Here is a 21,157-nt window from a genome sequence, read left to right as displayed (position 1 = left end):
CGACGGGGCCGGCGCCAAGAGCAAGACTGTTACAGGATCGAGAGAAATGGCTACGACTTTGGTTGGACTGGTGGGCTGGCGCGGCATGGTCGGCTCCGTGCTGATGGACCGCATGCAGCAGGAAAACGACTTTGCCCTCATCGAGCCGGTGTTCTTCAGCACCAGCAACGCGGGCGGCAAGGCGCCGGCGATGGCGAAGAACGAGACTGTCCTGAAGGACGCGTTCGACATCGACGAGCTCAAGCGCTGCGACATCATCATCACCGCCCAGGGCGGGGACTACACCACCGAGGTGTTCCCCAAGCTGCGCGCCGCCGGCTGGAAGGGCCACTGGATCGACGCCGCCTCGACGCTGCGCATGAAGGATGACGCGGTGATCGTGCTGGACCCGGTCAACCTGCCGGTCATCAAGAACGCGCTGGCCAACGGCGGTCGCAACTGGATCGGCGGCAACTGCACCGTCAGCTGCATGCTGATGGGCGTGGGCGCGCTGTACAAGGCCGGTCTGGTCGAGTGGATGACCTCGATGACCTACCAGGCCGCCTCCGGCGGCGGCGCCCAGCACATGCGCGAGCTGCTGAAGCAGTTCGGCACGCTGAACGCCGAGGTGCGCGACCTGCTGGACGATCCCAAGAGCGCCATCCTCGAGATCGACCGCAAGATCATCGGCCGCCAGCGCGCGATGAGCGCCGACGAGACCGCCAACTTCGGCGTGCCCCTGGGCGGCTCGCTGATTCCCTGGATCGACAAGGACCTCGGTGGTGGCGTCAGCCGCGAGGAATGGAAGGGCGGCGCAGAGACCAACAAGATCCTGGGCCTGGACGCGGCTGCCGCGATCCCGGTGGACGGCTTCTGCGTGCGCATCGGCGCGATGCGCTGCCACAGCCAGGCGCTGACCTTCAAGCTGAAGAAGGACGTGCCGCTGGCCGACATCGAGGCGATGATCGCCAATGACAACGCCTGGGTGAAGCTGGTGCCCAACACCCGCGAGGACACGATGCGCGACCTGACCCCGGTGGCGGTGACCGGCACGCTGACGATCCCCGTCGGCCGCCTGCGCAAGCTGGCGATGGGGCCGGAGTACCTGGGCGCCTTCACGATCGGCGACCAGCTGTTGTGGGGGGCGGCCGAGCCGCTGCGCCGCATGCTGCGCATCCTGCTCGAGGCGTAACGCGTTCGCGCCGTTGCCCAGGTGAAGGCGTTGTGAACAGGCCACATCTCACGGCTTGTTACAACGCCTTCATTGCCATGGGAATGTCAGCAATTGCATGAGCTTGTCAGTGTATCTGCTTGATGTTATTGTGATTTCTGCAATTCCCTGAGGGGGGGCCGTGAACTATCCTCACCGAAATGAAGGCCACGCAGGGTGGGCTGTTTGATCCACTGGGAGACGCCTTGAAACGAAATACACGATCCGTAGGGCGTTTCGCTCTGTCCGGAGTTGCCGCCGCCGCCATGTACCTCGCGGTGGGTAATGCCGCCGCGCTCGGTCTCGGCCGGCTGACCGTGCAATCCGCGCTTGGCGAGCAACTTCGTGCCGAGATTGACGTCACGAGCCTCACCCCCGAGGAGGAGGCCAATTTCCGTGCCCGCATCGCCGGTCCTGACGCGTACCGTGCCGCGGGCGTCGAGTACAACAGCGCGCTGCCCGGCGCGCAGGTCACGCTGGAGCGCCGGCCGGACGGTCGTCCCTACCTGCGCATCCAGAGCGAACGGGTCATCCAGGAGCCGTTCGTCGACGTGATCCTTGAGCTGTCCTGGGCCTCCGGCCGGCTGGTGCGCGAATACACGCTGCTGCTCGACCCGCCGGTCACGCGCCAGGCTGCGGCTCCCCAGGTGCCGCCCGCGATGTCCTCGGGCGCGCCCGCCGCGGCGTCGCCGGCGCCGCGCACCACCGTGCCCAGCGCGCCGCCCGTGGCGCGGGCCCCGGCACCGGCTGCGTCGCCTGCGCCGGCCGAGCGCCGCCAGGCCAGCCGCAGCGAACCCGCCCCGTCGGCGGCCGACGCGGTCGACGAATACGCCGTGCGCCGTGGCGACACGCTGTATGGGATCGCCTCGCGCGTGCAGCGCCCCGGCGTCTCGCTGGACCAGATGCTGGTCTCGCTGTACCGCGCCAACCCGCATGCCTTCATCGGTGACAACATGAACCGGCTCAAGGCCGGTGTCGTGCTGAACGTCCCGGGCGAGGAAGAAGCCCGCTCGGTGTCGCAGAGCGAGGCGCGCCAGATCATCCAGGCGCAGAGCGCCGACTTTGCCGCCTACCGCCAGCGCCTGGCCGGCGCCGTGCAGGATGCCGGCGCTGGCGGTCCGGGTCGCGAGGCGTCCGGCCGCGTCGAGGCCTCGGTCGAGGACCGCAAGGCCGCGGCTGCCGGCTCGCCCGATCGCCTGACGCTGAGCAAGGGGGCGGTCGCCGCCCAGGGGGCTGCCACGCCCTCGCAGGAAGACCAGATTGCCCGCGAACGCGAGCGTCGCGAGGTGGAATCGCGCGTGGCCGAGCTGTCGCGCAACCTGCAGGAACTGCAGCAGATCTCGCCGTCGGCTGCGGCGTCCGCGCCGGCCGCTGCGGCGCCGGCCCCGGCCGCGTCGCCCGCCCTGCCGGGCGTGCAGGTGCCCGTGGCCGCGCCGGCGGGCGTGACGCCGCCCGAGCCCGTCGCGGCGGCCGAGCCGGCCTCCGCCGCGCCGCAGGCTGAAGCCGCGGCCGTGGCCGAGGCGCCTGCCAGCGCCGAAGACACCACCGCCACGGTGGCCGAGGCGGCGTCCGCACCGGAAGCCGCCGAGGTGGCCAGCGCAACTGCGCCTGCCGCCGCGCCGGCGCCGAAGCCGCCCGTGGCGGCCCGACCCGAGCCGAGCTTCGTCGACGAGCTGCTGGACAACCCGCTGCTGCTGCCCGCAGCCGGGGGCCTGGTCGCGCTGCTGCTGGGCTTCGGCCTGTACCGCATGCGCAGCAGGTCGAAGAAGGACAGCGGCGAAACGTCCTTCCTCGAAAGCCGCCTGCAGCCTGATTCCTTCTTCGGCGCCAGTGGCGGCCAGCGCATCGACACCAAGGATGCGTCCGGGGCGCCGTCGTCGCTGAGCTACTCCCTGAGCCAGCTGGATGCGATCGGCGATGTGGACCCGGTGGCCGAGGCTGACGTCTACCTGGCCTACGGTCGCGACCTGCAGGCCGAGGAAATCCTCAAGGAAGCCATGCGCGCCAATCCGGAGCGCCTGGCCATCCGCACCAAGCTGCTCGAGGTCTACGCCAAGCGCCGCGACACGAAGGGCTTCGAACTGCTGGCCACCCAGCTGTACGGCCTGACCGGCGGCGAGGGTGAAGACTGGGCCAAGGCGCAGGAACTGGGACAGCAGATCGATCCGGAGAACCCGCTGTACAAGCCGGGTGGTGCGCCGGCCGAGGCCCAGGCGGCCCCCGGCAAGGCCGAGCCGCTCGGGGCGAGCACGATGCCGCAGTCGATCATGCCGACGCCCTCGAAGTTCGAGGAGCCCCCGGTGGCCAGCGTCGACCTGGATCTGGACCTGCCGCTGCCCGACACCCCGGCGGTCACGCCGCTGGCGGACCCGGAGGTCACCAAGCCGCTGGCGCCTGCGCCGGTGGCCGAGGCGCCGGCCGTCGAGTCGCTGGACTTCTCGCTGTCGGAGTCGGCGGACCCGGCGCCGGCCGCGGCCTCGGCCGGCGTGCAGGACCTGAACATGTCCTTCGACCTGCCGGAGGTCGCCGCGGCCGCGCCCGCCACCGCCGACGCGCAGCCGTCGAACACGCTGGAGTTCGACCTGGGCGACATCTCCCTGGACCTGGACGGCGTCAAGGACGCGGCGCGTGACTTCGGCGGCCCGAGCCAGCCGGGCGTGCTGGACGAGCTGCCTGACCTGGACCTGGGCGACGGCGACGCGGGTGATCCGCTCGCGCGCAAGCTGGAGCTGGCCGAGGAGTTCCGCCAGATCGGCGACCGTGAAGGGGCACGCGAACTGCTGCAGGAAGTCGTCAGCAAATCGAGCGGAGCCTTGAAAGCGAAGGCGCAGACCATGCTCGCCGAACTCGCATGAGTCGGTACGGCATGCTGTGCCCGAGGCCGGACACGCCTTGAGGATCGCGCTCGGCATCACCTACCGGGGGACCGCCTACAAGGGCTGGCAGAGCCAGCCCGGCGGCGGGACCGTCCAGGACCACCTCGAATCCGCCCTGCGCCGCTTTGCCGGCCAGGGCGTTCGTACCATTTGCGCCGGCCGCACCGATGCCGGCGTGCATGGCCTGAACCAGGTCGTGCACTTCGACACCGAACTGCAGCGCGAACCGTTCTCCTGGGTGCGTGGCACCAACACCTACCTGCCTGCGGACATCGCGGTGCAATGGTGCCAACCGGTGCCGGACCATTTCCACGCCCGCAACAGTGCGCTGGGACGGCGCTACGTCTACCTGCTGCGGGAATCGCCGGTGCGGCCGGCACTGGAGACCGGGTTCGCGGGCTGGGTGTTCCGGCCGCTGGATGTCGAGGCGATGCGCGCGGCGGCGGCCTACCTGATCGGCGAGCACGACTTCTCGGCATTCCGCTCGTCGGAATGCCAGGCCAAGTCCCCGGTCAAGGTCCTGCGCGAGATCACGATCCGCCGGCAGGGGGCATACTGGCGGTTCGAGTTCGAGGCCTCGGCCTTCCTGCACCACATGGTGCGCAACCTGATGGGCTGCCTGGTGGCGGTGGGCGCCGGCAACCAGCGACCGGAATGGGTGCAGGAGGTGCTGGACAGCCGCGACCGTCGCCGGGCGGCGCCGACCTTCGCCCCGGATGGGCTGTATTTCGTCGGCCCGCGCTACGACCCCGCCTTTGGCCTGCCCGAAGTCAACGCTGCCCTGGACTGGCTACCCTGACCATGCGCACGTCTTCGCAACGTACACGGATCAAGATCTGCGGCCTCACCCGCGAGGCCGACATCGACGCCGCGGTGGAGGCCGGGGCCGATGCGGTCGGATTCGTCTTCTACGAACGCAGCCCGCGCCACGTGCGCCTCGAGCGCGCGGCCGAGCTGGCGCGCCGGCTGCCGCCGTTCGTCACGCCGGTGGGCCTGTTCGTCAACGCCACGCCGGAGCAGGTGCAGGCCGCCTGCACGGCGATCCCGCACCTGCTGCTGCAGTTCCACGGCGACGAGTCCCCGGCCGACTGCGAGCGCCACGGGCGCCCCTACCTGCGGGCGGCCCGGATGGCCCCGGGTTTCGATTTGCTAAACTTTGCCGCTCGGTTCGCCACCGCGTCCGCGCTGTTGCTGGACGCGCATGTCGAGGGTTATGGTGGCGGCGGAAAGGTATTCGATTGGTCACTCATACCACCAAGCGTGCCCTGTCCAGTCGTTTTGTCTGGTGGGTTGACGCCTGCAAACGTGACCGCTGGAATTCTTCAGGTGCGGCCCTGGGCCGTTGACGTGAGTTCCGGTGTGGAAAGCGCCAAGGGCATCAAGGATGCCGTGGCGATCCACCAGTTCTGCGAAGCCGTGCGCGAGGCCGATGCCCGCATCGCAGACGCCGCCGGGACCTGACTGGCACCCCTTTTCGACCTGAAGTCATGCATCCCTATCAGCAACCCGACGCCCGCGGGCATTTCGGGCCGTACGGCGGCTCGTTCGTCGCCGAAACCCTGGTCCACGCGCTGGACGAGCTCAAGGCGGCGTACGAGAAGTACCGCAACGATCCCGAGTTCATCGCCGAGTTCCGCAACGAGCTGGCGCACTACGTGGGCCGGCCGAGCCCGGTCTACCACGCCGCGCGCATGAGCCGCGAGCTGGGCGGCGCACAGATCTACCTCAAGCGCGAGGACCTCAACCACACCGGCGCGCACAAGGTCAACAACACCATCGGCCAGGCGCTGCTGGCGCGCCGCATGGGCAAGCCGCGCGTGATCGCCGAGACCGGCGCCGGCCAGCACGGGGTGGCCACCGCGACCATCTGCGCGCGCTACGGGCTGGAGTGCGTGGTCTACATGGGCAGCGAGGACGTCAAGCGCCAGTCGCCCAACGTCTACCGCATGCACCTGCTGGGCGCCAAGGTGGTGCCGGTCGAAAGCGGCTCGAAGACGCTGAAGGACGCGCTCAACGAGGCGCTGCGCGACTGGGTCACCAACGTCGAGAACACCTTCTACATCATCGGCACGGTGGCGGGCCCGCACCCGTACCCGATGATGGTGCGCGACTTCCAGAGCGTGATCGGCGAGGAATGCCTCACGCAGATGCCCGAGATGACCGGCCGCCAGCCGGATGCCGTGGTTGCCTGCGTGGGTGGCGGCAGCAACGCGATGGGCATCTTCTACCCCTACATCCCGCACGAGGGCACGCGCCTGATCGGCGTGGAGGCCGCAGGGCAGGGGCTCGACTCGGGCAGGCACGCGGCCAGCATCAGCCGTGGCTCGCCCGGCGTGCTGCACGGCAACCGCACCTACCTGCTGCAGGACGACGACGGCCAGATCCTGGAGACGCATTCGGTGTCGGCCGGGCTGGACTACCCGGGCGTCGGCCCCGAGCACGCCTGGCTCAAGGACACCGGCCGGGCCGAGTACGTCGGCATCACCGACGACGAGGCGCTGGCGGCGTTCCACTACCTGTGCCGCACCGAAGGCATCATCCCGGCGCTGGAGTCCAGCCATGCCGTGGCCCATGCCATGAAGCTGGCGAAGACCATGCGCAGCGACCAGTCCATCCTGGTGTGCCTGTCGGGCCGGGGCGACAAGGACATCGGTACCGTGGCCAGCCTGTCGGGCGTGGGCCTGCCCGAGGCGATGCCGGGCGGAGGTGCGCAATGAGCCGCATCGCGCAGACCTTTGCCCGCCTGCAGGCGGCCGGCCGCAAGGCGCTGATCCCGTACCTGACCGCCGGCGACCCGTTCCCGCAGCGGACCGTCGAGGTGATGCTCGCGCTGGCGCGCAACGGCGCCGACGTGATCGAGCTGGGCGTGCCGTTCTCCGATCCGATGGCCGACGGCCCGGTGATCCAGAAGGCCGCCGAGCGCGCGCTCGCGCAGGGCGTGGGGCTGGCCAAGGTGCTCGACGACGTGCGCGAGTTCCGCGCGCAGGACGACGCGACGCCGGTGGTGCTGATGGGCTACGCCAACCCGATCGAGCGCTACGACCAGCGCCACGGGCCGGGCGCCTTCGTGCGGGCCGCGCAGGCCGCGGGCGTGGACGGCGTGCTGGTGGTCGACTATCCGCCGGAAGAGTGCGAGGAGTTCGCCCGCGCGCTGGCCGGACACGGCCTGGATCCGATCTTCCTTCTCGCGCCGACCTCCACCGAACAGCGCATCCGCGAGGTGGGCCGCATTGCCAGCGGGTACGTTTACTATGTCTCCCTCAAGGGCGTGACGGGTGCCGGCCACCTCGACACCCGGGCCGTGGCGGAGATGGTGCCGCGCATCAAGGCGCACGTGAAAGTGCCGGTGGGCGTGGGCTTCGGCATCCGCGATGCCGACAGCGCCAGGGCCGTGGCCGCGGTGGCGGACGCGGTCGTGATCGGCTCGCGCCTGGTGCAATTGCTCGAAGAACAACCGCCCGAGCGCGTGGCGGACGCCGGGGGGCGCTTCATCGCGGAGATCCGCGCGGCCCTCGACACCCTGTGATAGGAGTTGACGCATGAGTTGGCTAGACAAACTGCTGCCGAACAAGATCCAGCAGACCGATCCCGCCGAACGCCGCTCGGTGCCCGAGGGCCTGTGGATCAAGTGCCCGTCGTGCGAATCGGTGCTCTACAAGACCGACCTGGAGCAGAACGCCTATGTCTGCCCCAAGTGCTCGCACCACCACCGCATCAGCGCGCGCGCGCGCCTGGACCAGTTCCTCGATCCGGAAGGGCGTTACGAGATCGGCCAGGAAGTGCTGCCGGTCGACGCGCTGAAGTTCAAGGACAGCAAGAAGTACCCCGACCGCCTGAAGGACGCGCTGGAAGCCACCGGCGAGACCGACGCGCTGGTGGTGATGGGCGGGGCGGTGCACAGCATCCCCGTGGTGGCGGCCTGCTTCGAGTTCGACTTCATGGGCGGCTCGATGGGCTCGGTGGTCGGCGAGCGCTTCGTGCGTGGCGTCGAGACCGCCCTCGAGCAGAAGACGCCGTTCATCTGCTTCACCGCCACGGGCGGCGCGCGCATGCAGGAAGGGCTGCTGAGCCTGATGCAGATGGCCAAGACCAACGCGGCGCTGACGCGCCTGGCCAAGGCCAAGCTGCCCTACATCAGCGTGCTGACCGACCCGACCATGGGCGGCGTGTCGGCCAGCTTCGCCTTCATGGGCGACATCGTGATCGCCGAGCCCAAGGCGCTGATCGGCTTTGCCGGCCCGCGCGTGATCGAGAACACCGTGCGCGAGAAGCTGCCCGAAGGCTTCCAGCGTGCGGAGTTCCTGCTGCAGAAGGGGGCGCTCGACATGATCGTCGACCGCCGCGAGCTGCGCCAGACCGTGGCGCGCGCGCTGGCGATGCTGCAGCGCCAGCCGGCCGACGCGGTCGCCTGATCGCGGGTCTTCCTGCACCGCAAAGGGCCGGCTCGATGCCGGCCCTTCTCGTTGGGCGCCGGCGTTGCCGGCGCGGCTGCTCTACCATCCCCCATCATGCCGCTGTCATCCTCATCCCCGCCTGTGACGCTGGAGGCCTGGCTGGCCCATTGCGAGCGCCTGCATCCCTCGACCATCGACCTCACGCTCGAGCGCGTGCAGGCGGTGGCGCAGCGCCTGCCGCTGCGCTTCGGCGGCCCGGTGTTCACGGTGGCCGGCACCAACGGCAAGGGCTCGACCTGCGCGATGCTGGAAGCCGTCCTGATCGCCGCGGGCTACCGCGTCGGCGTCTACACCTCGCCGCACCTGGTGCATTTCGAGGAGCGCTGCCGCATCGACGGCCAGCCGGTGCAGGCGCAGGACCTGCTGCCGCACTTCGAGGCGGTGGAGCAGGCGCGGCAGGGCGCGGCGCTGACCTACTTCGAGTTCACGACGCTGGCGATCCTGAGCCTGCTGGCCGCGCGCGCCCTCGACGCCGTGGTGCTGGAAGTCGGCCTGGGCGGCCGGCTCGACGCGGTCAACGCGGTGGACACCGACTGCGCCATCATCACCAGCATCGACCTGGACCACATGGACTTCCTGGGGCCGGACCGCGAGGCGATCGGGCGCGAGAAGGCCGGCATCATGCGTCCCGGGCGGCCGGTGGTGGTCAGCGACCCGGTGCCGCCCGAGAGCGTCGTGCGCCATGCCGAGGCCATCGGCGCCGACCTGTGGCGCTTCGGGCGCGACTTCAACTACGCCGGCCAGCAAAGCGGCACCGGCACCTGGCAGCAGTGGTCCTGGGCCGGGCGCCAGAAGCGCTACACGGGGCTGGCCTATCCGGCGCTGCGCGGTACCAACCAGCTGCTCAACGCCTCGGGCGTGCTGGCCGCGCTGGAGGCGGTGCGCGACCGCCTGCCGGTGACGGCGCAGGCGGTGCGCAACGGCCTGGCGGTGGTGGAGCTGCCGGGGCGCTTCCAGATCGTGCCCGGGCAGCCGACGCTGGTGCTGGACGTGGCGCACAACCCGCACGCCGTCGCGGCGCTGGCGCAGAACCTGGACCAGATGGGCTTCTTCCCGCGCACCCATGCGGTGTTCGGCGCGATGGCCGACAAGGACACCGCGGCCATCCTGCGCCGCATGGCACCGCTGGTCGATGCCTGGCATTTCACCGACCTGCCCACGCCGCGCGCAGCGGCGGCGGCCACCCTGGCCGCGCAGTGGCGCGAGCTCGCGCCCGGGCTGCCGGCGCCGGCGCCGCAGGCCGGCGTGTCCTGCCATGCGGACCCCGTGGAGGCCCTGCGGGCTGCCCTCGAAGAGGCAGACCCCACTGATAGAATCCTGGTCTTCGGTTCGTTCTATACGGTGGGCGGCGTGCTGGAGCAGGGCCTGCCCCGGCTGGCAGCCAAGCACGTCGGCTGAGTCGTCCATCACCGTACTGCCGTAGAGCCCGGGCTGCCTCCCCCACGGCCTCAGAGCCAATTCTTCGACGCATGGGTCTGCTTTCCTTCTTCAAGCGTTCTGCGGCGGACTCGCCCAAGGCGGTGTCGGCCCCCGAAACGGTCGAGCAGGCGCGTGTGCGCGCCCGCCATCGCCTGATCGGCGCGGCGGTGCTGGTCGGGATCGCGGTGATCGGCTTCCCGATCATCTTCGAGACCCAGCCTCGTCCCATCCCGGTCGACCTGCCCATCGAGATCCCGCAGCGCGACGGCGCGGCGCCCCTGGCCCTGCCGGCGCCTGCCCCCGCACGCAGCAGCGGCGGGCCGGTCATCATCGAGGAATCGCCGGCTGATGCCGGCCTCGAGGTGGCCACCGCGCCGGTGACGCCACCGGTCGAAGTGCCCGCGCCGCCCCAGCCGGAGACGGTGCGGCCGCAGCCGCGCCAGCCCGAACCCGCCCCACCCGCGCCGCGCGCCGAATCCCGGCCGCAGGCCCCGGCGGCCGCGGCGACGCCGGCCAAGCCTGCAGCGCCGGCGCGTTCCTCCGCGACCGAGGCCGCCCGCGCCCAGGCCTTGCTGGAAGGCCGGGACGCGCCCCCCTCCACCTCGGCGGCCGCGGCCGGCAGCCGCTTCGTCGTGCAGGTCGGCGCCTACAGCGAGACCGGCAGCGCGCGCGACGTGCGGCAGAAGGTCGAAAAGATCGGCCTCAAGACCTATACCCAGGTGGTGGAGACCAGCAACGGCAAGCGCATCCGCGTGCGCGTCGGTCCCTATGCGAGCCGGGAAGAGGCCGAGCGGGCCCTGGCGAAACTCAAGGCGGCGGGGCTGCCGGGCGCGGTCCTGACGCTGTGAACCATGTCCATCGGCTGGGTCGATCTGGCGCTGCTGGCGCTGCTGCTGGTGTCCATGGTGGTGGGCATCGTGCGTGGCCTGATGTTCGAGGTCATGTCGGTGGCCGGCTGGGTGGTGGCGTACATCGTCGCCCAGTGGATGACCCCGCAACTGGCGCCGGACGTGCCGGTCGGCGTGCCGGGCTCGACGCTCAACCATGTCGCGACCTTCGCGCTGGTGTTCGTCGGCACGCTGTTCGTGTGGGCGCTGGGGGCATGGCTGGTCAAGAAGCTGGTGCGGGCCAGCGTGCTGAGCACGGCCGACCGCGTGTTCGGCGCAGGATTCGGACTGGTGCGGGGCGTGCTGATCGCACTGGTCGTGGCCACCTTGGTGGCCTGGACGCCACTGGCGCGCAGCGACGCGTGGCGGGCATCGCATGGAGCGGCCATGCTGCAGGACGTGCTCTCGGGCCTGAAGCCCCTGATGCCGGCAGAGTTGGCGCAGCGGCTACCCTGACGGGTGGCGCAAGACGGAAGGTGAGTTTATGTGCGGCATCGTAGGCGTCATTTCCAAGGCGCCGGTGAACCAGTTGATCTATGACGCGCTGCTGCTGCTGCAGCACCGCGGCCAGGACGCGGCGGGCATCGTCACCGCGGTGGACCGGAAGTTCTTCATGCACAAGGCCCGCGGCATGGTGCGCGACGTCTTCCGCACCCGCAACATGCGGGCGCTGCCCGGCTCGGTGGGCCTGGGCCAGGTGCGCTACCCGACGGCCGGCAACGCCTACAGCGAGGAAGAGGCGCAGCCCTTCTACGTGAACGCGCCGTTCGGCCTGGTGCTGGTGCACAACGGCAACCTGACCAACGCGCACGCGCTGCGCCAGGAGCTGTTCGCGATCGACCGGCGCCACATCAACACCGAGAGCGACTCCGAGGTGCTGCTCAACGTGCTGGCGCACGAGCTGGAACGTGCCGCGCGCGACCTGCCGCTGACTGAGGACGAGATCTTCAAGGCGGTCAGCGCCGTGCACCGCCGCATCAAGGGCTCGTACGCGGTGGTCTGCCTGATCGCGGGCTACGGGCTGCTCGCGTTCCGCGACCCCAACGGCATCCGTCCGCTGTGCTACGGCGAGATGGAGATCGAAGGCGGCAAGGAGGTCATGGTCGCCAGCGAGTCGGTGGCGCTCGAAGGCACCGGCCACCGCTTCGTGCGCGACGTCGCGCCGGGCGAGGCGCTGTTCATCGACCTGGACGGCAACGTGCATGCGCGCCAGTGCGCCGAGCAGGCCTCGCTGCATCCGTGCATGTTCGAGTTCGTCTACCTGGCGCGTCCCGACTCGGTGATCGACGGCATCTCGGTCTACCAGGCGCGCCTCAACATGGGCGAGACGCTGGCCCAGCGTGTCATCTCGACCATGCCGCCCAGCGAGATCGACGTGGTGATCCCGATCCCCGAGTCGAGCCGCCCGTCGGCGATGCAGCTGGCGCAGAAGATCGGCAAGCCCTACCGCGAGGGCTTCGTGAAGAACCGCTACGTGGGCCGCACCTTCATCATGCCCGGCCAGGCGGTGCGCAAGAAGTCGGTGCGCCAGAAGCTCAACGCGATCGCGCAGGAGTTCAAGGGCCGCAACGTGCTGCTGGTCGACGACTCCATCGTGCGCGGCACGACCTCCAAGGAGATCGTGCAGATGGCGCGCGAAGCCGGCGCCCGCAAGGTCTACATGGCTTCCGCCGCGCCGCCGGTGCGCTATCCCAACGTGTACGGCATCGACATGCCGACCAAGAGCGAGCTGATCGCGCACAACCGCAGCATCGAGGAGATCCGCGAGTTCATCGGCGCCGACGCGCTGATCTACCAGGACGTCGCGGCGATGAAGCGCGCGGTCGGCGCGCTCAACCCCGCGATCGACGGGTTCGAGGCCTCCTGCTTCGACGGCTGCTACATCACGGGTGACGTCTCGGCCGAGGACTTCGCGGCCATCGCGACGCAGCGCGCCGCGCAGGGCGACGAGGAAGACACCCAGCGCAGCCGCCTGACCCTGCACAACACCAGCGAGCAGTGAAGGGGGCGCGGCCATGACCGACAAGAAGATTCCGCGCACCGGGCTGCCGCCCGACCTGCGGCTGGACACGCTGGCGGTGCGCGAGGGCCTGCCGCACACCCCCTGGGGCGAGAACTCCGAGGCGCTGTTCCTGACCAGCAGCTTCGTGCACCCCGACGCGGCCACCGCCGCGGCGCGCTTCGCCAACGAGGAAGAGGCCTTCGTCTACACCCGCTTCAGCAACCCGACGGTGATGATGATGGAGCGGCGCCTGGCGGCGCTGGAAGGCACCGAGGCCTGCATCGGCACCTCGAGCGGCATGGCGGCCATCCTGCTGCTGGCGATGAGCCTGCTGAAGGCGGGCGACCACGTGATCTGCTCGCAGAGCGTGTTCGGCTCGACCATCAAGCTGTTCGGCGGCGAGTTCGGCAAGTTCGGCGTCGAGACCACCTTCGTGTCGCAGACCGACCTGGACGCCTGGCGCAAGGCGGTGCGGCCGAACACCAGGCTGCTGTTTGCCGAGACCCCGAGCAACCCGCTGACCGAGGTCTGCGACATCGCCGCGCTGGCCGACATCGCCCACGATGCCGGTGCGCTGCTCGCGGTCGACAACTGCTTCTGCTCGCCCGCGCTGCAGCAGCCCGCCAAGCTCGGTGCTGACCTGATCGTGCATTCGGGCACCAAGTACCTGGACGGGCAGGGCCGCGTCGTCGCCGGCGCGCTGTGCGGCAGCGAGGCGCTGGTCAACGACAAGTTCGTGCCGCTGATGCGCAGCGCCGGCATGTCGCTGTCGCCGTTCAACGCCTGGGTCGTGCTCAAGGGCATGGAGACGCTGTCGATCCGCATGCAGGCCCAAAGCGAGCGCGCGCTGCAGCTGGCGCAGTGGCTCGAGTCGCACCCGGCGGTGGAGCGCGTCTACCACCCGTGGTTGCCGTCGCACCCGCAGCATGCACTTGCACGCCGCCAGCAGAGCGCGGGCGGTGCAGTGGTGTCGTTCATCGTGCGCGGCCAGGCCGAGGGCGGCCCGGCGCGGGCGCGCCAGAACGCGTTCGCCGTGATCGACGCGACGAAGATCTGCTCGATCACCGCGAACCTGGGCGACACCAAGACCACGATCACCCACCCGGCCAGCACCTCGCACGGTCGCCTCACCGAGGACCAGCGCCAGGCGGCCGGCATCACGCAGGGCCTCATCCGCGTCGCGGTGGGCCTGGAAGACGTCGAAGACCTGAAGGCCGACCTCGCACGCGGCCTGGATCCGATCGCATGACACAAGTACGCACCCGTTTCGCTCCGTCGCCGACCGGCTTCATCCACCTGGGCAACATCCGCTCGGCGCTGTACCCCTGGGCGTTCGCCCGCGCCAACAACGGCGTGTTCATCCTGCGCATCGAGGACACCGACCAGGAGCGCTCGACGCAGGCCGCGGTGGACGTGATCCTCGAAGGCATGAAGTGGCTGGGCCTGGACCATGACGAGGGGCCGTACTACCAGATGCAGCGCATGGACCGCTACAAGGAGGTCATCGCGCAGATGCTGGAGCAGGGGCTGGCGTACCGCTGCTACATGACCCAGGCCGAGCTGGATGCGCTGCGCGAGCGCCAGATGGCGGCCAAGCAGAAGCCGCGCTACGACGGCACCTGGCGTCCCGAGCCGGGCAAGGTGCTGCCGCCCGTCCCGGATGGCGTGCAGCCGGTGATCCGCTTCAAGAACCCGATCGGCGGCTCGGTGGTGTGGGACGACAAGGTCAAGGGCCGCATCGAGATCAGCAACGACGAGCTCGACGACCTGGTGATCGCGCGCCAGGACGGCACGCCGACCTACAACTTCTGCGTGGTCGTCGACGACATGGACATGGGCATCACGCACGTGATCCGTGGCGACGACCACGTCAACAACACGCCGCGCCAGATCAACATCTTCCGTGCGCTCGGCAAGGAGCCGCCGGTGTACGCGCACCTGCCCACCGTGCTGAACGAGCAGGGCGAGAAGATGAGCAAGCGCAACGGCGCCAAGCCCGTCACGCAGTACCGCGACGAGGGGTTCCTCGCCGACGCGGTGGTCAACTACCTCGCGCGCCTGGGCTGGAGCCACGGCGACGACGAGATCTTCACGCGCGAGCAGTTCCTGCAGTGGTTCGACCTGGACCACCTGGGCAAGAGCGCCGGCCAGTTCGACGAGGCCAAGCTGCGCTGGGTCAACGCCCAGCACCTGAAGATGACCGACGACGCCAGGCTCGCGCCGCTGGTGGCCGAGCAGCTCGGCAAGCGCGGCCTGCAGGTCCAGCCCGACGAGCGCCTCGCGCGCATGGTGGGGCTGTTCAAGGACCGCTGCTCGACCACGGTCGAGATCGCCGAGTGGCTGGCGATGTACTTCGCGCCGGTGCAGCCGGCCGAGGCCGACCTCGCGCAGCACGTGACCGACGCGGTGCGCCCGGCGCTGGCGGCGCTGCGCGAGAAGTTCGCGACCATCGAGTGGAACAAGGCCGCGATCCAGCAGGCCATCAAGGAAACCATTGCGGCGCACGGCCTGAAGATGCCGCAGCTGGCCATTCCGGTGCGCGTGCTGGTGTGCGGTCGCGCCCAGACGCCGTCCATCGACGCGGTGCTGGAACTGTTCGATAAAAAAATTGTGCTGGAACGCTTGCAACGCTGAACAACATCGGTATATACTCTCGTTCTCGCTTGAACGGCGCGACAAACGAAAGCGAAGCGCAAGAGTGGCGACACTGATGCGAAGCGCTTTCGGCCCGAACGAAACGTTGGGGGTATAGCTCAGCTGGGAGAGCGCTTGCATGGCATGCAAGAGGTCAGCGGTTCGATCCCGCTTACCTCCACCAAAAAAGGTGGCGCGCAGTTCAAGTGGACGAAGATTTCTGTCCCCTTCGTCTAGAGGCCTAGGACACGACCCTTTCACGGTTGTAACAGGGGTTCGAATCCCCTAGGGGACGCCAAGTTTGGCGGTGCTTGTCGCGGAGACGCGAGAAACCCGCTACCGACGCGGAGTGGTAGTTCAGTCGGTTAGAATACCGGCCTGTCACGCCGGGGGTCGCGGGTTCGAGTCCCGTCCACTCCGCCAACTTATGGAAGCCGTTGCATCGATCAGGTGCAACGGCTTTTTCATTTTCAGTGGTGCGTTTTTCGCCGCCGGGCTTGCACCGAACGCATCAGGCACCATGCGCGCCACGCCGGACCGCCGTCTTCACCACCGGGCCTGCCGGTTTCGGGCTGCCTGCCATCGGGCGGGTGGCGACTCGACGAAGTGGACACGTCCCACGGCGCGGTGGGCGACATGCTGTTCTTCGTGCAGCTCCCCGACGCGACCGAGGCGGATCGCATCGCCGGGCAGGCGCGGGCGTCGTGCCGTTCGCTCGGCCTGGCCGACAGGCCGGTGCACGTCACGCTGCATGCGGGTGGGCACCACGGGGGGCGCGGCGGCCGCCGCGTGACGGCGAGGCGTTTCCGGCACGTTCGACCGGGTCATGGGCTACCCGCGCCGTGCCCGAACCGGCGATCGACCCGGTGCAGTGGACGGCGCGGCGCCAGGTGCTCGTCCTGAGCCACGTGGGGGCGAGTCACCACCCGTGGATCGACCAGCGGGTGCTGCGCGAGGTGTGCTGATCAGCGCTCGCGTAGCACCTTCGCCAGCTCCCGCTTGCCTTGTTGCCGCTCGCCGGAGCGGCTCTTGCGATGCTTGCCGGCCTTGCGCCGGGCCGCCGGGGCGACCAGCGGGTTGCGCGGCTTCGGTGCCGGGATGCGCAGCTTGTGCTTGCGTAGGGAAGGCATGGTGCGATGGTCCGTGCGTGTCTCACTGCCTGGCCGGTGCCGCGACGGCCTTGGCCTGCCGCGGGCGCGGCAGCAGCCCGGTGGCCAGCGCGGTGCCGAGCAGGATCACTGCGCTGCCGAGCAGCATCGCGAGAGTCACGCGTTCGGCGAGGAACACCCAGCCCCACAGCACCGCGAAGGCCGGCACGAGGAAGGTGACCGAGATGGCGTTGGCCGGGCCGATGCGCGCGATGAGCCGGAAGAACATGATGTAGGCCACGCCGGTGCACAGCAGCGCGAGCGCCAGCGTCGCACCCCAGGAGCGCGCCGACGGCGTCTCGGCGGGCCACCAGATGGCGGCGGGCACCGCGAGGAACAGCGCCGCGGCCACCTGGGTGCCCGTGGCCACGACCAGCGAGGGCACGCCCGTGAGGTGGCGCTTCACGTAGCTGGCCGACAGTCCGTAGCAGAAGGTCGCGGCCAGGCAGGCGAGCACCGCCCAGCGGTCGAGGTGGCGCCGGCCTTGAAGCTGGCCTTGTCCCACGCCAGGCCCAGCACCCCGGCGAAGCCGATCGCCAGCCCGACCATGCGCCACGGGGTGGGGCGGTCCTTCAGCCACACCCAGGCCACCAGCGCGCCGAAGAGCGGGGTGGTGGCATTGAAGATCGACGACAGTCCGGCGGTGATCGACAGGGCCGCATAGCTGAAGCACAGGAAGGGCAGGCCGCTGCTGAACAGTCCGGCGACGGCCAGGTGCGCGGCGTGCCGGCGCAGCAGGTGCAGCTGACCGTACAGCGCGAGCAGCGGCACCAGCAGCAGGCTGGCGCCGGCCACGCGCAGGGCCGCCAGCGCGACCGGGCCGAATTCCCCGGCGCCGATGCGCATGAACAGGAAGGACGAGCCCCAGATGGAGGCCAGCAGCAGGAGTTCGAGCAGGTCGCGGGGTTTCATGCGTTCAGAGGGCCAGCACGCCTTCCAGGCGCAGCAGTTCGATCTTGCGTTCCAGTCCCCCGGCGTAGCCGGTCAGGCTGCCGCTGCTGCCGATGACGCGGTGGCAGGGCACGATGATGGACACCGGGTTGCGGCCGACGGCGGCCCCCACGGCCCGGGTGGCCGTCAGGCTGCCGAGCTGCTCGGCGATGCGCCGGTAGGTCCAGGTGACACCATACGGCACGCGCAGCAGCGCGTCCCAGACGGTGCGCTGGAACGGTGTCCCGTGCAGGTCGAGCGGCACCTCGAACTCGCGCCGCTGGCCGCGCCAGTATTCGTCGAGCTGCCGTTCCACGTCGGCGAACAACGGGTCGCCGCCGTCCTGCGGGACGGCCAGGGTGCCAGGATGGTCTTTCTGGCCGGCAAACCAGAGGCCGGCCAGCCCGCGTTCCGTGCGGGCCAGCAGGATCTCGCCGAGCGGCGAGGCGATGCGGTGCTGTGCGATATGGCGGGATGGGTTCATCGGGACGGACTCCCAAGGGAAATGGGTTGGGCCAGCGCGTGCCACAGCCGCAGCACCGCGTAGGAGCGCCACGGCCGCCACGCCTGCGCGCGCGCCTCGGCCTCGCGGGCGCTGCAGTTCATGGCCTTGAGCACGGCCACGTCGCCGGGCGGGAAGGCGTCGGGCCATGCGAGCGCGCGCATCGCGATGTAGTGCGCGGTCCAGGGGCCGATGCCGGGCACGGCCTCGAGCGCGGCGATCAGCGCGGAGGCGGGCTCGCCGGCGTGCAACCGGGCCTGCAGCGCGTCCCACTGCCGGGCCAGCGCGATGATGGCGGCAGCGCGCTGGCGCACGATGCCGAGCGCACCCAGGTCCGCCGGCTGCAGTGCGGCGAGCTGGCGCGCTGCAGGGAACAGTCGGCTCACCTCGGCCGCCCACGGCGTGGCCACCGGCTCGCCCCAGGCCTGCGCCAGCCGGGTGGCCAGCGTGCGCGCGGCCGCGACCGTCACCTGCTGGCCCAGCACGGCGCGTACCGCCAGCTCGAAGGCGTCGAGCGCGCCCGGCAGTCGGATGCCGGATCCGGGCAGGTCGCGCAGCGCGAGGTCGATCGCATCCGGCACGGCGTCCAGGTCGAGCCAGCGCCGGACGGCGCGGATCAGCGTCGCACTGGCCGGCGCGAACTGCGGCGCGAGATCGACGCGCACCAGCGGCCGCTGCGCGACGAACTGCACCTGCAGCCAGCCGTGCAGCTCGCGGTCGTCGCAGCGCAGGCGCAGCGAACGGCGGATCGTCGTGTCCCCGACCGATTCGACGCCCGGGATCGCGCGCTGCGACAGGAAGCGCAGCATGGCCCCGCGATCATAGGGCTCGCGGAACGCGAGATGCAGCGTGAGGGCGTCGGCGGACGAGGCGCGCGGCCCGCTGCGCCGTCGCAGCGTGCTGGGATTGAGGCGGTACCGCTCGACGAAGGCGGCGTTGAAGCGGCGCAGGCTCGTGAAGCCCGCCGCCAGCGCCACCTGGGTGACCGGCAGGTCGGTGTCGGTCAGCAGCTGCTTGGCCAGCAGCAGGCGGCGCGTCAGCAGGTATTGCAGCGGCGTCACGCCGTGTTCGGCGACGAAGATCCGGCGCAGGTGCCGGTCCGTGATGCCCAGCGTGCGCGCCAGCGTCTCGACGCTGGCCTTGCCGCCCGAGGCGGCATGCTGGTCGAGCCAGTGCGCGGCCTGCTGCGCCAGGGTGCGCGAGGCGTCCATGACGGTCCAGGGCTCGGTGCGGCCGGGGGCGATCTCGGGCCGGCACTTGAGGCAGGGGCGGAACCGTGCCGCTTCCGCCTGGGCCGCGCTCGCGAAGAACCGGCAGTTCTCGCGTCGCGGCGTGCGCACGCGGCAGATCGGCCGGCAATACACGCCCGTGGAGGTGACCCCGACGAACAGCATGCCGTCGAAACGCGCATCGCGAGCCTTCAGGGCCAGGTAGGCGGCGTCAGCGTCGAGCATGGGTGCATTATCGGCACCGGGGCACGCCGGACTCGCCGTTTCCGGACATGTGGCCAGGCGGTGCCGCCGCGCGGGGACGGTAACCGTTGCAGACACAAGGAGCGCGCAGGCGCTCCCTACAATGCCCCACGGTCAACCGCAACAGATTCAGGGGAACACTCAGTCGTGAAAGTCACTGCATCGATCTTCAAGGCTTACGACGTACGCGGCATCGTCGGGCAGACGCTGGACGAAACCGTCGCCGAACACCTCGGACGTGCCTTCGGCACCGAGGCCCGCGCGGCCGGCGAAACGACGGTGGCGGTGGGCCGGGACGGCCGGCTGTCCGGCCCGGCGCTGGCGGCTGCGCTGATCCGCGGCTTGCGCAGCACCGGCGTCGACGTCATCGAGCTCGGGGCCGTGACCACGCCGATGACCTACTACGTGGCGGCGACCCGCTGCCGCTGCGGCATCCAGGTGACCGGCAGCCACAACCCGAAGGACTACAACGGCTTCAAGATGGTGCTGGCCGGCCGCGCGATCCACGGTGAGGAGATCCAGGCGCTGCGCCAGCGCATCGAGCGCGAGGACTACGCCAGCGGCGCGGGCGGGCTGACCCGGCTCGACGTGCTGCAGGAATACAGCGACCGCATCACCGGCGACGTGAAGCTGGCGCGCCCGATGAAGGTCGTCGTCGACTCGGGCAACGGCATCCCCGGTGCCTCGGCGCCCGGCATCCTGCGCGCGCTGGGCTGCGAGGTGATCGAGCTGTACTCCGAGGTCGACGGCGACTTCCCCAACCACCACCCGGACCCGTCCAAGCCGGAGAACCTGGCCGAGCTCATCCGCACCGTCAAGGACAGCGGCGCCGAACTGGGCCTGGCCTTCGACGGCGACGGCGACCGCCTCGGCGTGGTCACGCGCGACGGCAACATCATCTACCCCGACCGCCAGCTGATGCTGTTCGCGCAGGACATCCTGGCGCGCCATCCGGGGGCGACGGTGATCTACGACGTCAAGTGCACCCAGCGCCTGGCCTCGGTGATCCGCGAGGCCGGCGGCGTGCCGCTGATGTGGAAGACCGGGCACTCGCTGGTCAAGGCCAAGCTCAAGGAGACCGGTGCGCCGGTCGCCGGGGAGATGAGCGGGCACATCTTCTTCCAGGAGCGCTGGTACGGCTTCGACGACGCGACCTACACCGCGGCACGCCTGCTCGAGATCCTATCGCGCCACGCCGACGCGAGCGCGGTGCTCGACGCGCTGCCGACCAGCTTCAGCACGCCCGAACTCAACGTCCCCTGCGCCGAGGGGGAGCACCACCGGGTGATCGAGGAACTGCGCCGGCGCGTGGAGCAGGGCGCGCGCTTCGAAGGGGCGAAGGAGATCGTCACGATCGACGGCATCCGTGCCGAGTACGACGACGGTTTCGGGCTGGTGCGTGCGTCCAACACGACGCCGGTGCTGGTGCTGCGCTTCGAAGGGCACACCCAGGCGGCGCTGGAGCGCATCGAGATGCAGTTCCTGGCCGCGCTGCGTGCGGTCAAGCCCGACGCACAGGTGGGCGCCAGCGCCCACTGAAGCGGCCCGGCAGGCCGCGGACCGCGGGGCGGTTTCGTGGACAATCGCGCCGTGCTTTCCCGTTTCCCGATGCCCGTGCGCGGCCCCGTCGTGGCCGCTTTCCTT

18 protein-coding genes, 3 tRNA genes and 1 pseudogene are annotated in these 21,157 nt (G+C 70.1%); 18 read left to right on the top strand and 4 right to left on the bottom strand.

The genetic code is table 11. The annotated features are described in order from the left end of the window. Positions 1–46: 46 nt before the first annotated feature. The 17 genes from asd to IS481_RS18485 all read left to right on the top strand — a co-directional run bounded on the left by asd (position 47) and on the right by IS481_RS18485 (position 16,426). Entirely contained in the window at positions 47–1,171 is a 1,125-nt protein-coding gene (asd, locus tag IS481_RS11795; RefSeq protein WP_104355621.1) for an aspartate-semialdehyde dehydrogenase, read from the top strand. A gap of 284 nt (positions 1,172–1,455) precedes the next feature. Next, the gene (locus tag IS481_RS11790; RefSeq protein ID WP_114699307.1) at positions 1,456–4,044 is read left to right on the top strand and encodes a motility hub landmark protein FimV; all 2,589 of its coding nucleotides are present in this window, start codon (positions 1,456–1,458) and stop codon (positions 4,042–4,044) included. A gap of 37 nt (positions 4,045–4,081) precedes the next feature. After that, a complete protein-coding gene (gene truA, locus IS481_RS11785; RefSeq protein WP_104358524.1) occupies positions 4,082–4,864 on the top strand; it encodes a tRNA pseudouridine(38-40) synthase TruA in 783 nt (260 codons plus the stop codon). A gap of 2 nt (positions 4,865–4,866) precedes the next feature. Further along, positions 4,867–5,526 (top strand): phosphoribosylanthranilate isomerase, encoded by a 660-nt coding sequence (locus IS481_RS11780; protein ID WP_104358475.1) that lies wholly within the window; start codon positions 4,867–4,869, stop codon positions 5,524–5,526. A 26-nt stretch (positions 5,527–5,552) separates the two neighbouring features. Next, entirely contained in the window at positions 5,553–6,782 is a 1,230-nt protein-coding gene (gene trpB / locus IS481_RS11775; RefSeq protein ID WP_104358476.1) for a tryptophan synthase subunit beta, read from the top strand. Next, complete coding sequence (gene trpA, locus IS481_RS11770) at positions 6,779–7,591, top strand: tryptophan synthase subunit alpha (RefSeq protein WP_104358477.1); 813 nt, start codon at positions 6,779–6,781, stop codon at positions 7,589–7,591. The genes trpB and trpA overlap by 4 nt, the downstream gene beginning before the upstream one ends. 13 nt (positions 7,592–7,604) lie before the next feature. After that, positions 7,605–8,477, top strand: a complete 873-nt coding sequence (gene accD / locus IS481_RS11765; protein ID WP_104358478.1) for an acetyl-CoA carboxylase, carboxyltransferase subunit beta — start codon at positions 7,605–7,607, stop codon at positions 8,475–8,477. 96 nt (positions 8,478–8,573) lie between these two features. Next, positions 8,574–9,917, top strand: coding sequence for a bifunctional tetrahydrofolate synthase/dihydrofolate synthase (folC, locus tag IS481_RS11760; RefSeq protein ID WP_104358479.1), 1,344 nt, complete (start codon positions 8,574–8,576; stop codon positions 9,915–9,917). 71 nt (positions 9,918–9,988) lie between these two features. After that, entirely contained in the window at positions 9,989–10,786 is a 798-nt protein-coding gene (locus tag IS481_RS11755; protein WP_104358480.1) for an SPOR domain-containing protein, read from the top strand. A gap of 3 nt (positions 10,787–10,789) precedes the next feature. Then, the gene (locus tag IS481_RS11750; protein ID WP_104358481.1) at positions 10,790–11,281 is read left to right on the top strand and encodes a CvpA family protein; all 492 of its coding nucleotides are present in this window, start codon (positions 10,790–10,792) and stop codon (positions 11,279–11,281) included. 28 nt (positions 11,282–11,309) lie between these two features. Then, a complete protein-coding gene (gene purF / locus IS481_RS11745; RefSeq protein WP_104358482.1) occupies positions 11,310–12,827 on the top strand; it encodes an amidophosphoribosyltransferase in 1,518 nt (505 codons plus the stop codon). 13 nt (positions 12,828–12,840) lie between these two features. Next, positions 12,841–14,076, top strand: coding sequence for an O-succinylhomoserine sulfhydrylase (locus tag IS481_RS11740; protein WP_104358483.1), 1,236 nt, complete (start codon positions 12,841–12,843; stop codon positions 14,074–14,076). Next, positions 14,073–15,461 carry a glutamate--tRNA ligase gene (gene gltX / locus IS481_RS11735; RefSeq protein ID WP_104358484.1) on the top strand — a complete coding sequence of 463 codons (1,389 nt, stop codon included), beginning with the start codon at positions 14,073–14,075 and terminating at the stop codon, positions 15,459–15,461. The genes IS481_RS11740 and gltX overlap by 4 nt, the downstream gene beginning before the upstream one ends. A gap of 108 nt (positions 15,462–15,569) precedes the next feature. Next, positions 15,570–15,645, top strand: a tRNA-Ala gene (locus tag IS481_RS11730). A 38-nt stretch (positions 15,646–15,683) separates the two neighbouring features. Continuing rightward, positions 15,684–15,759: transfer RNA gene (locus IS481_RS11725), tRNA-Glu, on the top strand. A 48-nt stretch (positions 15,760–15,807) separates the two neighbouring features. Next, a tRNA-Asp gene (locus tag IS481_RS11720) sits at positions 15,808–15,884 on the top strand. Between the two features lie 419 nt (positions 15,885–16,303). Then, positions 16,304–16,426, top strand: coding sequence for a hypothetical protein (locus IS481_RS18485; RefSeq protein ID WP_259371691.1), 123 nt, complete (start codon positions 16,304–16,306; stop codon positions 16,424–16,426). Here the strand turns inward: IS481_RS18485 and IS481_RS11715 are convergent, their stop codons facing one another. The 4 genes and pseudogenes from IS481_RS11715 to IS481_RS11700 all read right to left on the bottom strand — a co-directional run bounded on the left by IS481_RS11715 (position 16,427) and on the right by IS481_RS11700 (position 19,495). Continuing rightward, the gene (locus IS481_RS11715; protein WP_165908622.1) at positions 16,427–16,591 is read right to left on the bottom strand and encodes a hypothetical protein; all 165 of its coding nucleotides are present in this window, start codon (positions 16,589–16,591) and stop codon (positions 16,427–16,429) included. It abuts the gene before it with no gap. A 22-nt stretch (positions 16,592–16,613) separates the two neighbouring features. After that, positions 16,614–17,521: pseudogene (locus IS481_RS11710) on the bottom strand (DMT family transporter). A gap of 4 nt (positions 17,522–17,525) precedes the next feature. Beyond that, positions 17,526–18,023: a methylated-DNA--[protein]-cysteine S-methyltransferase gene (locus IS481_RS11705; RefSeq protein WP_104358485.1), complete on the bottom strand. Its 498-nt coding sequence runs from the start codon at positions 18,021–18,023 to the stop codon at positions 17,526–17,528. Then, on the bottom strand, positions 18,020–19,495 hold the full coding sequence (locus IS481_RS11700; protein WP_104358486.1) for a DNA-3-methyladenine glycosylase 2 family protein: 1,476 nt from the start codon (positions 19,493–19,495) through the stop codon (positions 18,020–18,022). Before IS481_RS11700 ends, IS481_RS11705 begins: the two co-directional genes overlap by 4 nt. 165 nt (positions 19,496–19,660) lie before the next feature. Here IS481_RS11700 and IS481_RS11695 point away from each other — a divergent pair, with 165 nt between their 5' ends. After that, entirely contained in the window at positions 19,661–21,052 is a 1,392-nt protein-coding gene (locus tag IS481_RS11695) for a phosphomannomutase/phosphoglucomutase (RefSeq protein ID WP_104358487.1), read from the top strand. Positions 21,053–21,157: the final 105 nt, after the last annotated feature.

It is taken from the genome of Caldimonas thermodepolymerans (assembly GCF_015476235.1).
Lineage (GTDB): Bacteria > Pseudomonadota > Gammaproteobacteria > Burkholderiales > Burkholderiaceae_C > Caldimonas > Caldimonas thermodepolymerans.
Note: the sequence above shows the minus strand (reverse complement) of the source record. Positions and strands in the feature narration are given on the sequence as shown.